This window comes from Enterobacter sp. RHBSTW-00975 (assembly GCF_013615235.1).
GTDB classification, from domain to species: domain Bacteria; phylum Pseudomonadota; class Gammaproteobacteria; order Enterobacterales; family Enterobacteriaceae; genus Enterobacter; species Enterobacter ludwigii.
Genome location: NZ_CP055883.1, coordinates 217062 through 230188, shown reverse-complemented (window position 1 = coordinate 230188; position 13127 = coordinate 217062). Strand labels below are relative to the sequence as shown.

Here is a 13127-nt window from a genome sequence, read left to right as displayed (position 1 = left end):
CACCCTGTCGCAATATATTAAGTCGTCGATAGAAACATGCATTGTCAGGACAACCAGTAGTCAAACAGTGTGAAATGCTACTGATGCCTTACAGCGCAAAAAGGCTGGTGACTAAAAAGTCACCAGCCATCAGCCTAATGACTTAGGCTGCAACCAGAAAAGTTGGCTTATTTAACTTCAACTTCAGCGCCAGCTTCTTCCAGAGATTTTTTCAGTGCTTCTGCGTCGTCTTTGCTCACGCCTTCTTTCAGCGCAGCTGGAGCAGCTTCTACCAGGTCTTTAGCTTCTTTCAGACCCAGGCCAGTTGCGCCACGTACTGCTTTGATAACAGCAACTTTGTTAGCGCCAGCAGCTTTCAGAATTACGTCGAATTCAGTTTTTTCTTCAGCAGCTTCAACCGGGCCAGCAGCTACAGCTACAGCAGCAGCAGCGGAAACACCGAATTTTTCTTCCATTGCAGAGATCAGTTCTACAACGTCCATTACGGACATAGCTGCAACTGCTTCAATGATTTGATCTTTAGTGATAGACATTTAAATTGTTCCTGAAAATCAGAATAAGTTTATACGTAAGCAAATGCTTTATAAAGATAACTGCGATTAAGCAGCTTCTTTCGCATCGCGAACAGCAGCCAGAGTGCGAACCAGTTTGCCAGCCGAAGCTTCTTTCATGGTTGCCATCAGGCGTGCAATTGCTTCTTCGTAGGTCGGCAGGGTTGCCAGGCGATCGATTTGCGATGCCGGGATCAACTCACCTTCAAAGGCTGCAGCTTTGACCTCAAATTTTGCATTCGCTTTCGCGAACTCTTTGAACAGACGAGCAGCAGCGCCCGGGTGTTCCATAGAGTATGCAATAAGGGTCGGACCAACAAACGTGTCTTTCAGGCACTCGAAAGGAGTACCTTCAACTACGCGACGCAGCAGGGTGTTACGAACAACACGCATGTATACGCCAGCTTCACGACCTGCTTTACGCAGTTCAGTCATTTTGTCTACAGTAACGCCACGGGAATCCGCAACTACTGCAGACAGCGCGCCTTTGGCTACTTCGCTGACTTCAGCAACAATCGCTTGTTTGTCTTGAAGATTTAAAGCCATTAGCTTTGCTCCTGGATGTTTGCCGGAACTCATGTTCCGGAACTCACTTCACTCTCCCCAACGGAAAGAGCGTCTTAATACGGTGAGCAGAAACAAGCCAGAGTATCCAAAAATAATCTTAGCGTTCTGTCACCGTCTACGCAGGGCATTAAGTTTCTTGCGAAACACCTGCGGTCTTCGACGGAGGCCTGGATTAGGCCAGGCTCCAACGAACAAATCTTTTAGCCGCTAACTTTTGTTAGCGAACGTGGGGGTAAGATTGTAGACAAAATCACCGCCCACGTAAAGGCATTAGTTTGCAGCAGCGCTCAGGCCAGCCTGGTCAACTGCAACACCTGCACCCATGGTGGTGGAGATGCTAACTTTCTTGATGTACACGCCTTTCGCCTGAGTTGGTTTTGCTTTTTTCAGCGCAACCAGCAGAGCTTCCAGGTTTTCTTTCAGTTTGTCAGCGTCAAAGTCCACTTTACCGATGGTGGTGTGGATGATGCCGTTTTTGTCGTTACGATAACGAACCTGACCTGCTTTAGCGTTCTTAACAGCTTCAGCAACGTTAGGGGTTACAGTACCCACTTTCGGGTTTGGCATCAGGCCGCGTGGACCCAGAACCTGGCCCAGCTGGCCAACAACGCGCATTGCATCTGGAGAAGCAATAACAACGTCAAAGTTCATTTCGCCTTTCTTGATCTGGTCAGCCAGATCTTCCATACCTACCAGTTCAGCGCCGGCAGCTTTAGCCGCTTCAGCGTTTGCACCCTGAGCAAATACAGCTACGCGTACGGAACGGCCAGTACCGTGTGGCAGTACAGTTGCACCACGAACGTTCTGATCAGATTTACGAGCATCGATGCCCAGATTAACAGCAACGTCAACGCTTTCAACGAACTTAGCGGTAGCCAGTTCTTTCAGCAGAGCGATAGCTTCGTTGATGTCGTACTGTTTGGTCGCATCAACTTTGTCACGGATCACGGACATGCGCTTGGTCAGTTTAGCCATTTCTTAGTCCTCCACTACCAGGCCCATGGAACGTGCAGTACCTTCGATTGAGCGAGTCATCGCTTCAATGTCGGCACCAGTCATGTCGGCAGCTTTGGTCTGCGCGATTTCCTGCAGCTGAGCGCGGGAAATTTTACCCACTTTGTCTTTGTTCGGTTTACCGGAACCAGACTTAATGCCCGCCGCTTTCTTCAGCAGAACTGCTGCTGGAGGGGTTTTGGTAACGAAAGTGAAAGAACGGTCAGCGTATACAGTGATAACAACTGGGATTGGCAGACCTTTTTCCATGGATTCGGTTTTGGCGTTGAACGCTTTACAGAATTCCATGATGTTCACACCCTGCTGACCCAGAGCTGGACCAACTGGTGGACTTGGGTTCGCCATACCTGCTGCAACCTGCAGCTTGACGTAGGCTTGTACTTTCTTAGCCATTCTAAAATCCTCTGATTGGGTGATAACGCCTCAAGGAGGCTCCCCGTGAATAAAATCGTTTTACAGGCCGCAGCCCATAAAAACAAAAGGCGCGAAATTGTATTCCAATCTCGCGCCTTGTGCAACGATTAAATCGTCGCTTTTTTGATCGCTGCTTAGGCTTTTTCGACCTGGGCAAAGTCCAGTTCTACCGGGGTCGCACGACCGAAGATAGAAACGGACACTTTCAGGCGGGACTTTTCGTAGTCCACTTCTTCAACCACGCCATTAAAGTCAGCAAACGGACCGTCATTAACACGAACCATTTCACCCGGTTCAAACAGCGTTTTCGGACGCGGCTTATCCCCCACCTGCTGCAGGCGGTTCATAATCGCATCAACTTCTTTGTCGCTGATTGGCGCCGGACGGTCAGACGTGCCGCCGATAAAGCCCATCACGCGCGGTACGCTACGCACCAGGTGCCAGCTCGCGTCGTTCATAACCATCTGAACCAGCACGTAACCCGGGAAGAATTTACGCTCGCTTTTGCGACGTTGGCCGCCACGGATCTCGACCACTTCTTCGGTCGGAACCATAACTTCGCCAAATAACTCTTCCATGTTGTGTAATTTGATATGCTCACGCAGCGACGTTGCTACGCGGCCTTCAAAACCGGAAAACGCCTGAACGACGTACCAGCGCTTTTTAGGGGCTTCAGACATCTCAGAACCTCAGGCCAGTGATAAAGGATACCAGGCGAACCAGAATACCATCCAGTCCCCACAGGATCAGTGACATTACAGCGGTAACCGCCGCTACGATCAGCGTGGTGTGCAATGTTTCCTGGCGAGTCGGCCAAATTACCTTGCGGACTTCGGTACGCGCTTCGCGAGCAAAAGCGACAGTCGCTTTGCCTTTTGTCGTCAACAGCGCGACACCACCCGCTGCAGCAATCAGAATTACCACTGCAAGCGCGCGTAGCGGCAGCATCATGTCACGATAAAGGTAGTTGCCGACAATCGCTACGATCAGCAGCACGGCTACGACTACCCATTTCATCGCTTCCAGGCCGCGCCCGCTCCCTTGAGCTTCGGTATTCGCACTCATAAACCAACCTGTCAGAAGTATTCTACAAACATTTTCACCCCGCGATTGCGAGGCAAACCAAATCGAAATGCTAATTCGCTTTTCGGATTATACGCTCTCTGCAGAGCCTGTCTCAGCAATGATTATGACAAATTTAATCACTGATGAGCCAGGTTCTGATCTGAAAGCGTGCAAAAAGGGCATCAAATGATGCCCTTTTATTGCGCATTGCGTCAAATGTTATCAGCAATTAGCCGAGAACTTTAGCAACCACGCCCGCGCCAACGGTACGGCCACCTTCACGGATTGCGAAACGCAGACCGTCGTCCATCGCGATTGGGTGGATCAGCGTCACAACCATCTTGATGTTGTCGCCTGGCATTACCATCTCAACGCCTTCTGGCAGTTCGATGGTACCGGTCACGTCAGTTGTACGGAAGTAGAACTGTGGACGGTAGCCTTTGAAGAACGGAGTATGACGGCCGCCTTCGTCTTTGGACAGGATATACACTTCAGATTCGAACTTGGTGTGTGGCTTGATTGAGCCTGGCTTAGCCAGTACCTGACCACGTTCGATTTCTTCACGTTTGATACCACGCAGCAGAACACCTACGTTCTCACCAGCACGGCCTTCGTCCAGCAGTTTGCGGAACATTTCAACGCCAGTACAGGTAGACTTAGCAGTCTCTTTGATACCAACGATTTCAACTTCTTCGCCAACTTTGATGATACCGCGCTCAACACGACCGGTAACAACGGTACCACGACCGGAGATGGAGAATACGTCTTCGATTGGCAGCAGGAACGGCTTGTCGATCGCACGCTCTGGTTCTGGGATGTAAGAATCCAGGAAGCCAGCCAGTTCGATGATTTTCGCTTCCCACTCAGCGTCGCCTTCCAGCGCTTTCAGCGCGGAACCACGAACGATTGGAGTGTCGTCGCCTGGGAAATCGTACTGAGACAGCAGTTCACGAACTTCCATCTCTACCAGTTCCAGCAGCTCTTCGTCATCAACCATGTCACATTTGTTCAGGAACACGATGATGTAAGGAACGCCTACCTGACGACCCAGCAGGATGTGCTCACGGGTCTGAGGCATTGGGCCGTCAGTCGCAGCAACAACCAGGATCGCGCCGTCCATCTGCGCAGCACCGGTGATCATGTTTTTAACATAGTCGGCGTGGCCTGGGCAGTCTACGTGTGCGTAGTGGCGAGTCGGGGTGTCGTACTCAACGTGAGAGGTGTTGATGGTGATACCACGAGCTTTTTCTTCTGGCGCGTTATCGATCTGGTCGAATGCACGAGCAGAACCACCGTAGGTTTTAGCCAGAACGGTAGTGATTGCAGCGGTCAGCGTTGTTTTACCATGGTCAACGTGGCCGATAGTACCGACGTTAACGTGCGGTTTTGTACGTTCAAACTTTTCTTTAGACATCGATTGTCCCTCTAAGACACGGATAAATCGGTGATATCACCACATCAACCAGGCGAAATGCCTGAATTGTTGAATACAGTAAAATTGAAACAGAGAGAAACGGGAAGGAGAAGTGAAGTGGTGCTGATACCCAGAGTCGAACTGGGGACCTCACCCTTACCAAGGGTGCGCTCTACCAACTGAGCCATATCAGCACGTATTGGAGCGGGCAGCGGGAATCGAACCCGCATCATCAGCTTGGAAGGCTGAGGTAATAGCCATTATACGATGCCCGCATCCTGAAACTCGGCTACCCAGTTCTTTCTGTAACAAAAAAAGAGATTTCTCTCTTTTTAGGTTCGAGCTGATTCAATTTTCAAACCAGCTCCGGCGGCTTAACGCTGCCAGAAAGTGGTGGTGGGGGAAGGATTCGAACCTTCGAAGTCTGTGACGGCAGATTTACAGTCTGCTCCCTTTGGCCGCTCGGGAACCCCACCGGACTTGATGGTGCCGACTACCGGAATCGAACTGGTGACCTACTGATTACAAGTCAGTTGCTCTACCTACTGAGCTAAGTCGGCATCAAGTAGCGCGCATTCTATGGAGACATGCGCAGTCATGCAACTAAAAAATTGCATAAAACGTTCTTTCGCTCACATTTTATTCGAAACCAGGGTTAACCGCTGTAAATTCATCCACTCAAGGTCAAAAATTCAACATCGGCGCCCGATTTACACCACTTATACCGTATCGTGATGGCTCCCGCGTAAAGCATCGCTTCCCCATATTTTTTCTTATTATTCCTGTCATCTGGTGTTAACCTCCTGCCCATTGTCCAAAATTAACTATGTTGAGCCCGGACGCGCTGTGTTGTGCTGGCTCACTGAAGCATGCTTATGAGCAAAAAAGAGCAAACGTTAATGACACCTTATCTTCAGTTTAACCGTAGCCAGTGGGCTGCACTGCGTGACTCCGTCCCGATGACGCTGACGGAAGGCGAAATCGCACGGTTAAAGGGGATAAACGAAGATCTGTCGCTGGAAGAAGTGGCAGAAATCTATTTACCACTCTCGCGCTTGCTTAACTTCTATATCAGCTCCAACCTGCGCCGTCAGGCGGTGCTGGAGCAGTTCCTCGGGACGAACGGCCAACGCATTCCTTATATCATCAGCATTGCAGGCAGCGTGGCCGTCGGTAAAAGCACCACCGCACGTGTATTGCAGGCGTTACTGAGCCGCTGGCCAGAACACCGCAGCGTGGAGCTCATCACCACTGACGGTTTCCTGCACCCGAATGAGGTGTTAAAGGAACGCGGGCTAATGAAGAAGAAGGGCTTCCCGCTCTCTTATGATATGCACCGTCTGGTGAAATTTGTCTCTGACCTGAAATCGGGCGCGCCTAACGTGACGGCTCCGGTCTATTCGCACCTGATCTACGATCGCATCCCGGGTGGAGACAAAACGGTGGTTCAGCCGGATATCCTGATCCTCGAAGGGTTAAACGTCCTGCAAAGCGGGATGGATTATCCTCACGATCCCCATCATGTGTTTGTCTCTGACTTCGTCGATTTCTCTATTTATGTCGATGCGCCGGAAGACCTGCTGCAGAACTGGTATATCAACCGCTTCCTGAAGTTCCGTGAAGGGGCGTTCACCGACCCTGACTCCTATTTCCACCACTATGCCCAGCTTTCTGAAGAAGAAGCCATTAATGTGGCGAGAGGGCTGTGGAATGAGATCAACTACGTGAACCTGAAAGAGAACATCCTGCCCACACGTGAGCGCGCCAGCCTGATCCTCACCAAGAGTGAGAAACACGCTGTCGACCAGATCCGTCTGCGCAAGTAATCACGCAGACATAAAAAAACCGGCTTAGCGCCGGTTTTTTTATTGATGGATTACGCCATCGGCTTTTCGCCATTCTCATCCTGATCGACCGCGAAGCAGGCAACCAGCTGACCGCCATAATCCTTGAGCTGTGGCTGCAACTGAGTGCACGGGCCAAAGCGGCGACTGCAGCGGGCGTTGAATGCACAGCCCGGAGGCGGATTCAGCGGGCTGGGCAATTCACCCGTCAGCTTGATACGCTCACGACGATCGTCAGGGTTCAGGCGCGGGGTCGCAGACAGCAGCGCCTGGGTGTACGGGTGACGAGGATGAGTAAAGATTTGCTCTTTTGTCCCCTTCTCCACGCAGCGCCCCAGATACATCACCATCACTTCGTCGGCAATGTGCTCCACAACCGACAGGTCGTGCGAAATAAACACGTACGACAGCCCCATGTCCTGCTGCAGATCCATCATCAGGTTCAACACCTGCGCACGCACAGAAACGTCGAGGGCTGATACCGGCTCATCGGCGATGACCACGTCAGGGTCGAGCATCAAACCACGCGCAATCGCGATACGCTGGCGCTGGCCGCCAGAGAACATATGCGGATAACGATCGTAATGCTCGGTCTTCAGGCCCACTTTCGCCATCATCGCCAGCGCTTTTTCACGACGCTGCTCTTTGTTCAGATTGCTGTTAATCAGCAGGGGCTCTTCCAGAATCTGTCCCACTTTTTTACGCGGGTTCAACGATCCGTACGGGTTCTGGAACACAATCTGGATTTTCTGACGGCGCAGTTTCTGCGCCTGCGGATCGTGCTTGAGCAGGTCCTGTCCCTGATAATAGAGCTCACCGCCAGTGGGGACTTCAATCATCGTCAGCAAACGACCCAACGTCGATTTGCCACAGCCTGACTCACCGACCACCGCCAGCGTTTTGCCGCGTTCAAGGGTAAAGGAGACGCCATCCAGCGCTTTCACCAGGCGTTCAGGCGCAAACAGCCCCTTCTTCACCGGATAGTATTTTTTCAGGTCGATAGCCTGCAACAGCGGTTGTTGCGTGGTGGCCTGTTGCGTACTCATAGTGTTGGCCTCCCGGCATCATCGAGTGGGTAGTGGCATTTCGACTGACGACCGTCAGCAAGCAGGTTGAGCTCTGGCTCTTCTGCACGACATTTGTCTGTGGCATACGGACAACGCGGATTAAGCAGGCAGCCCTGCGGTCGGTCATATTTACCCGGTACGACGCCCGGAAGTGATGCCAGGCGCGCTTTGTCCTGGGCAAACTCCGGCAGCGCACGCAAAAGCGCCTGCGTATACGGGTGACGCGGCGCGCGGAAAATATCGTGCGAATGTCCAGTCTCGACCACCTGACCTGCATACATCACGATAATTTTGTGCGCCGCTTCGGCCACCAGCGCCAGGTCATGCGTAATCAGCACCAGCGCCATGTTCTCTTTCTGCTGCAGTTCCAGCAGCAGCTCGATGATCTGCGCCTGGATAGTCACGTCCAGCGCCGTTGTCGGTTCATCCGCAATCAGCAGTTTTGGCCGACAGGCAATCGCCATGGCGATCATCACACGCTGGCTCATCCCACCGGAGAGCTGGTGCGGGTAAACGTCCAGACGCGATGCCGGGTCAGGGATACCGACCTGATTTAGCAGATCGATCGCACGCTGACGCCGGGTCTTCTTATTCCCGCCCTGGTGCACCTTGATGGCTTCCATAATCTGGAATCCCACGGTGTAACAAGGGTTCAGGCTGGTCATTGGGTCCTGGAAGATCATCGCCACTTCCGCACCGACCAGCTGGCGGCGCTGCTTTTCGGAGATACGCTGCAGGTCCTGACCGTTAAACTCCAGACTTTCGGCCATCACACGGCCGGGATAATCAATCAGCCCCATGATGGCCAGTGAACTGACCGACTTACCGGAACCCGACTCACCCACAATGCCGACCACTTCGCCCTGATTTACGCTGTAGCTAATGCGGTCCACGGCGCGAAACGGAGTGCCTTCGTCACCGAAGTGCACCGATAATTTATCTACATTTAATAACGCCATCTCGTGCCTCTTACTGCTTCAGTTTGGGATCAAGTGCATCACGCAGGCCATCACCCATCAGGTTAAATGCCAGCACCGTCAGCAGGATTGCCAGACCCGGGAAGGTCACAACCCACCAGGCGCTTTGGGCGAACTGCAACACATCGGAGAGCATGGTGCCCCACTCCGGTGTTGGCGGCTGCGCACCCATGCCCAGGAAGCCAAGAGCGGCCATATCAAGAATGGCGTTAGAGAAACCGAGCGACGCCTGAACAATCAGCGGCGCCAGGCAGTTCGGGAAGATGTTGACGAACATTTGACGCATCGCGCCAGCACCCGCCACGCGGGAGGCCGTTACGTAGTCGCGGTTTACTTCCACCAGCACCGCCGCACGCGTGAGTCGCACATAGTGGGGAAGCGCCACGAAGGTTAATGCCAGCGCGGCGTTACTGATCGACGGACCAAAAATCGCCACCAGTACCAGCGCCAACAGCAAGCTGGGCAGCGCCAGCATGATATCGACGATACGCATGATGATGTTATCGATAATGCCGCCGAAGTAGCCAGCAACCAGACCGAGTACGATCCCCATAACCAGCGACAACACGACCACCAGGCAGCCGACCAGCAGCGACAGACGCGCACCGTACATCAGACGCGACAGCACATCGCGGCCCACGTCATCGGTACCCAGCAGGTGCGACAGGCTACCGCCGTCCTGCCATGCTGGCGGTGCCAGCAACGCATCACGGAACTGATCCGCCGGGTTATACGGTGCAAGCACGTTGGCAAACACCGCAATCAGGATCATGACAGAGACATAAACCAGCCCCACCACCGCGCCTTTGTTGCGCTTGAAGTAGTGCCAGAATTCCTGCAGCGGCGTCATGGGAACCGGTGCAGTAACCACTTTATTTTCAGAAATGTGTGACATGATGGCCCCTTACTTCTTATGACGAATACGCGGGTTCACCACGCCGTAGAGCAAATCGACCAGCAGGTTGACGAGAATAATCATCGTCGCGACCAGCAATACCCCGCCCTGCACTACCGGATAATCACGGCGTTGCAGTGCGTCAATCAGCCAGCGTCCGAGGCCCGGCCAGGAGAAGATGGTTTCGGTCAGGATCGCCCCCGCCAGCAACGTCCCCACCTGCAGACCAATAACAGTCACCACCGGCAGCATGGCGTTACGCAGGGCGTGAACGATAATGACGCGCATACGCGTCAGACCTTTGGCGCGTGCGGTGCGAATGTAATCCTCACCCAACACTTCCAGCATTGAAGAACGGGTCATACGCACGATAACCGCCAGAGGAATGGTGCCGAGCACCATCGCAGGCAGGATCATATGTGCCACCGCATCAATGAAGTTACCCTCTTCGCCCCAGATAGCCGTATCGATCAGCATGAAACCGGTCAGAGGATTCGTATCATCCAGGAAGACCATATCGCTGACGCGTCCGGAGACCGGCGTCAGGTTTAGCTGCACCGAGACCAGCATGATCAGCATCATGCCCCACCAGAAGATAGGCATGGAGTAACCCGTCAGCGCCAGGCCAACAGCCGTATGGTCGAAAATAGAGCCACGTTTCACGGCAGCCAGGACCCCAACAGGGATACCCACCGCAGTGGCGAAAATCATGGCGCAGACACCAAGCTCCAGTGTCGCTTTAAAACGCGGCACGAACTCGTCCCACACCGGAAGACGGCTTTTCAGCGAAATCCCTAAATCACCGTGCAACACGCCCCAGATATAGTTGAGGTATTGCTGCCACAGTGGTTTGTTCAGGCCAAGCTCAGCCAGCAGCTGTGCATGGCGTTCAGGTGAAATACCACGCTCGCCCGCCATAATCATTACCGGGTCGCCGGGGATCATATGGACGAAGGCAAAAGTGAGAAGGGTGATACCGATAAACGTGGGGATAACAAGTCCCAGACGTCGGAGGATGAACTGCAACATAACCCGGATTCTCTCTGATGACGTACAACCAGTTGGCGTGACGTCTGTATTGCTCACAAATGTAAATTCCCTCTCTCTTCAGGAGAGGATTAGGGTGAGGGAATGCATGCACGCCCTCACCCCTGCCCTCTCCGTGAAGGAGAGGGAGAACACCCTACTTATTATTCAACAGAGACGTTTTCGAAGTGGTGTTTGCCCAGTGGATCAACCACGTAGCCCTTCACTTCTTTACGCACTGGTTCGTACACGGTGGAGTGAGCCACAATCAGAGCCGGAGCCTGATCGTGCATCACAACCTGAGCCTGTTTGTACAGCTCGATACGTTTGTTGTGATCGTCGGTCGCACGCGCCGGCTGGATCAGGTCTTCAAACGGCTTGTAGCACCAGCGAGAGTAGTTAGAACCGTCTTTCGCAGCTGCACAGCTGAACAGGGTAGCGAAGAAGTTGTCCGGATCCCCATTGTCACCGGTCCAGCCCATCATCACCGCCTGATGCTCACCCGCTTTGGCACGCTTCAGATACTCGCCCCACTCGTAGGTCACAATCTTGGCCTGAACGCCCACTTTAGCCCAGTCAGCCTGAACCATTTCAGCCATACGGCGTGCGTTCGGGTTATACGGACGCTGTACTGGCATCGCCCACAGCTCAACGGTAAAGCCTTTCTCCTGGCCTGCTTCTTTCAGCAGCGCTTTCGCTTTCTCAGGATCGTAGGTGTAGTCTTTAACGTCGTCGTTATAGCCCCACATGGTTGGTGGGATCAGGTTCTTGGCGGCAACACCCGCGCCCTGATAGACCGCTTTAATGATCGCTTCTTTATTCACTGCATAGGTCAGCGCCTGACGGACTTTCACGTCATCAAACGGTTTCTTCTCGGTGTTGAAGGAGAGGTAACCCACGTTCAGACCAGCCTGCTCCAGCAGGTTGATGTTTTTATCCTGCTTCATGCGCGCGATGTCAGCCGGGTTCGGGTATGGCATGACCTGGCATTCATTTTTTTGCAGTTTTGCGTAACGCACAGAAGCATCAGGCGTGATGGAGAAGACCAGACGGTCGATCTGCGGCTTGGTGCCCCAGAAGCCCGGGAAGGCTTTATACAGAATACGGGAATCTTTCTGGTACTGCAGAAGCTGGAACGGACCGGTACCGATTGGATTCAGGTCCACTTTCTCCGGGGTGCCGGCTTTCAGCATGTTGTCCGCGTACTCTTTAGACAGAATAGAGGCGAAGTCCATAGCCAGGTCAGCCAGGAATGGTGCTTCCGGACGCGTCAGCACGAACTGAACGGTTTTATCGTCCACTTTTTTCACTTCAGCGATCAGGTCCTGCAGGCCCATCCCTTCGAAGTATTCATAGCTGCCGCCAGACACTTTGTGATACGGGTTCTGAGCGTTTTTCTGACGGTCGAAGGAGAACACAACGTCATCGGCGTTAAAATCGCGCGTTGGTTTGAATTCTTTATTGTCCTGCCACTTCACGCCCTGGCGCAGGTGGAAGGTATAGGTCTTACCGTCTTCGCTGACGTCCCACTTCTCCGCCAGACCTGGGATCACTTCCGTGGTACCGGTTTTGAATTCAACCAGACGGTTATAGATAGGCACAGAGCTTGCGTCGTAAGTCGTACCAGAGGTAAAGAGCTGTGGGTTAAAGCCTTCCGGCGAGCCTTCAGAACAGTAAACCAGGGTTTTTGCCTGTACGCTTGCTGCCACGGTCATAGCCACCAGGCTCAGACCAAGCTTCAGCATCCCTGACTTCTTCAAGGAAATACTCATTATTCTGCTCCAATGTGATGTTTTGCTTTGTTGTGTTACGCCGCCAGACCTTTATTTATTTTTTACCCGGTCCGGTCGGTGATGCCCGAAGGCGTTTAAGGGATGGAGAATCCTTTCAGAAGAGCGTTTGAGTTGCAGCGCAGATCGTCCCTGAAATGCCCCTCATGCCCTACAATCTGTCAACAGAATGTGAAAACGTCAATACAGGTGACGGGGATTTACGCTGAGTGTGAGAAACCGCAAACAAAGATTAAAAAAACTATGTATGCCAGTTTTCAGCAGGGAAATTTATGCTACTCGCTATGTTGCAGCACAATTATCTTCATATTTCGCAACAATCAGTGATTAACTTTTATTCAGATCGGGTAAATTTTCTTGCAGAACGGTGATTATCTGAGCACTAAATACCGCGAACGTTAAAACGCACAGCGAAAAATGCTGAGGTTATCCATAAGCAACGCGAAAAAAGATCAATCTATATATAAAAAAATACAATGGATTATGTCACAAAATCGTTAACA

Annotated in this window: 13 protein-coding genes and 4 tRNA genes; 1 reads left to right on the top strand and 16 read right to left on the bottom strand. The window is 52.5% G+C overall.

The window, feature by feature from the left end:
• Window positions 1–167: 167 nt before the first annotated feature.
• From rplL to HV340_RS01085, 11 genes are all read right to left on the bottom strand, one after another.
• Window positions 168–533: a 50S ribosomal protein L7/L12 gene (rplL, locus tag HV340_RS01135; RefSeq protein ID WP_014168154.1), complete on the bottom strand. Its 366-nt coding sequence runs from the start codon at window positions 531–533 to the stop codon at window positions 168–170.
• Window positions 534–599: 66 nt separating this feature from the next.
• On the bottom strand, window positions 600–1097 hold the full coding sequence (gene rplJ, locus HV340_RS01130) for a 50S ribosomal protein L10 (RefSeq protein ID WP_004097644.1): 498 nt from the start codon (window positions 1095–1097) through the stop codon (window positions 600–602).
• A gap of 291 nt (window positions 1098–1388) precedes the next feature.
• A complete protein-coding gene (gene rplA, locus HV340_RS01125; RefSeq protein WP_006810530.1) occupies window positions 1389–2093 on the bottom strand; it encodes a 50S ribosomal protein L1 in 705 nt (234 codons plus the stop codon).
• A 3-nt stretch (window positions 2094–2096) separates the two neighbouring features.
• Window positions 2097–2525 carry a 50S ribosomal protein L11 gene (rplK, locus tag HV340_RS01120; protein WP_008808007.1) on the bottom strand — a complete coding sequence of 143 codons (429 nt, stop codon included), beginning with the start codon at window positions 2523–2525 and terminating at the stop codon, window positions 2097–2099.
• Window positions 2526–2680: 155 nt separating this feature from the next.
• Window positions 2681–3226, bottom strand: a complete 546-nt coding sequence (gene nusG / locus HV340_RS01115; protein ID WP_003862341.1) for a transcription termination/antitermination protein NusG — start codon at window positions 3224–3226, stop codon at window positions 2681–2683.
• Window position 3227: 1 nt separating this feature from the next.
• Window positions 3228–3611 carry a preprotein translocase subunit SecE gene (gene secE, locus HV340_RS01110; protein WP_003862342.1) on the bottom strand — a complete coding sequence of 128 codons (384 nt, stop codon included), beginning with the start codon at window positions 3609–3611 and terminating at the stop codon, window positions 3228–3230.
• Between the two features lie 229 nt (window positions 3612–3840).
• Window positions 3841–5025, bottom strand: a complete 1185-nt coding sequence (tuf, locus tag HV340_RS01105; RefSeq protein ID WP_014830236.1) for an elongation factor Tu — start codon at window positions 5023–5025, stop codon at window positions 3841–3843.
• Between the two features lie 118 nt (window positions 5026–5143).
• Window positions 5144–5219 (bottom strand) — tRNA-Thr (locus HV340_RS01100).
• Window positions 5220–5225: 6 nt separating this feature from the next.
• Window positions 5226–5300: transfer RNA gene (locus tag HV340_RS01095), tRNA-Gly, on the bottom strand.
• Between the two features lie 116 nt (window positions 5301–5416).
• Window positions 5417–5501 (bottom strand) — tRNA-Tyr (locus HV340_RS01090).
• Window positions 5502–5509: 8 nt separating this feature from the next.
• Window positions 5510–5585 (bottom strand) — tRNA-Thr (locus HV340_RS01085).
• A gap of 315 nt (window positions 5586–5900) precedes the next feature.
• Between HV340_RS01085 and coaA the strand changes: the two genes are divergently transcribed.
• Entirely contained in the window at window positions 5901–6851 is a 951-nt protein-coding gene (gene coaA / locus HV340_RS01080; protein WP_025206418.1) for a type I pantothenate kinase, read from the top strand.
• Window positions 6852–6901: 50 nt separating this feature from the next.
• Here coaA and dppF read toward each other — a convergent pair whose 3' ends face one another.
• The 5 genes from dppF to dppA form a co-directional block, all read right to left on the bottom strand.
• A complete protein-coding gene (gene dppF / locus HV340_RS01075; RefSeq protein ID WP_020882631.1) occupies window positions 6902–7915 on the bottom strand; it encodes a dipeptide ABC transporter ATP-binding subunit DppF in 1014 nt (337 codons plus the stop codon).
• Complete coding sequence (dppD, locus tag HV340_RS01070) at window positions 7912–8895, bottom strand: dipeptide ABC transporter ATP-binding protein (RefSeq protein ID WP_014168148.1); 984 nt, start codon at window positions 8893–8895, stop codon at window positions 7912–7914. Before dppD ends, dppF begins: the two co-directional genes overlap by 4 nt.
• 10 nt (window positions 8896–8905) lie before the next feature.
• The gene (gene dppC, locus HV340_RS01065; protein WP_040018429.1) at window positions 8906–9808 is read right to left on the bottom strand and encodes a dipeptide ABC transporter permease DppC; all 903 of its coding nucleotides are present in this window, start codon (window positions 9806–9808) and stop codon (window positions 8906–8908) included.
• Between the two features lie 9 nt (window positions 9809–9817).
• On the bottom strand, window positions 9818–10837 hold the full coding sequence (dppB, locus tag HV340_RS01060) for a dipeptide ABC transporter permease DppB (protein ID WP_020882632.1): 1020 nt from the start codon (window positions 10835–10837) through the stop codon (window positions 9818–9820).
• Window positions 10838–10998: 161 nt separating this feature from the next.
• On the bottom strand, window positions 10999–12606 hold the full coding sequence (gene dppA, locus HV340_RS01055; protein WP_014168145.1) for a dipeptide ABC transporter periplasmic-binding protein DppA: 1608 nt from the start codon (window positions 12604–12606) through the stop codon (window positions 10999–11001).
• Between the last annotated feature and the right edge of the window lie 521 nt (window positions 12607–13127).

Coding starts and splice junctions, on each gene's coding strand:
- dppB (WP_020882632.1), bottom strand. CDS start 10,837: ATGTTGCAGTTCATCCTCCGACGTCTGGGACTTGTTATCCCCACGTTT.
- dppA (WP_014168145.1), bottom strand. CDS start 12,606: ATGAGTATTTCCTTGAAGAAGTCAGGGATGCTGAAGCTTGGTCTGAGC.
- rplK (WP_008808007.1), bottom strand. CDS start 2,525: ATGGCTAAGAAAGTACAAGCCTACGTCAAGCTGCAGGTTGCAGCAGGT.
- dppF (WP_020882631.1), bottom strand. CDS start 7,915: ATGAGTACGCAACAGGCCACCACGCAACAACCGCTGTTGCAGGCTATC.
- dppC (WP_040018429.1), bottom strand. CDS start 9,808: ATGTCACACATTTCTGAAAATAAAGTGGTTACTGCACCGGTTCCCATG.
- rplJ (WP_004097644.1), bottom strand. CDS start 1,097: ATGGCTTTAAATCTTCAAGACAAACAAGCGATTGTTGCTGAAGTCAGC.
- secE (WP_003862342.1), bottom strand. CDS start 3,611: ATGAGTGCGAATACCGAAGCTCAAGGGAGCGGGCGCGGCCTGGAAGCG.
- coaA (WP_025206418.1), top strand. CDS start 5,901: ATGAGCAAAAAAGAGCAAACGTTAATGACACCTTATCTTCAGTTTAAC.
- nusG (WP_003862341.1), bottom strand. CDS start 3,226: ATGTCTGAAGCCCCTAAAAAGCGCTGGTACGTCGTTCAGGCGTTTTCC.
- rplL (WP_014168154.1), bottom strand. CDS start 533: ATGTCTATCACTAAAGATCAAATCATTGAAGCAGTTGCAGCTATGTCC.
- dppD (WP_014168148.1), bottom strand. CDS start 8,895: ATGGCGTTATTAAATGTAGATAAATTATCGGTGCACTTCGGTGACGAA.
- rplA (WP_006810530.1), bottom strand. CDS start 2,093: ATGGCTAAACTGACCAAGCGCATGTCCGTGATCCGTGACAAAGTTGAT.
- tuf (WP_014830236.1), bottom strand. CDS start 5,025: ATGTCTAAAGAAAAGTTTGAACGTACAAAACCGCACGTTAACGTCGGT.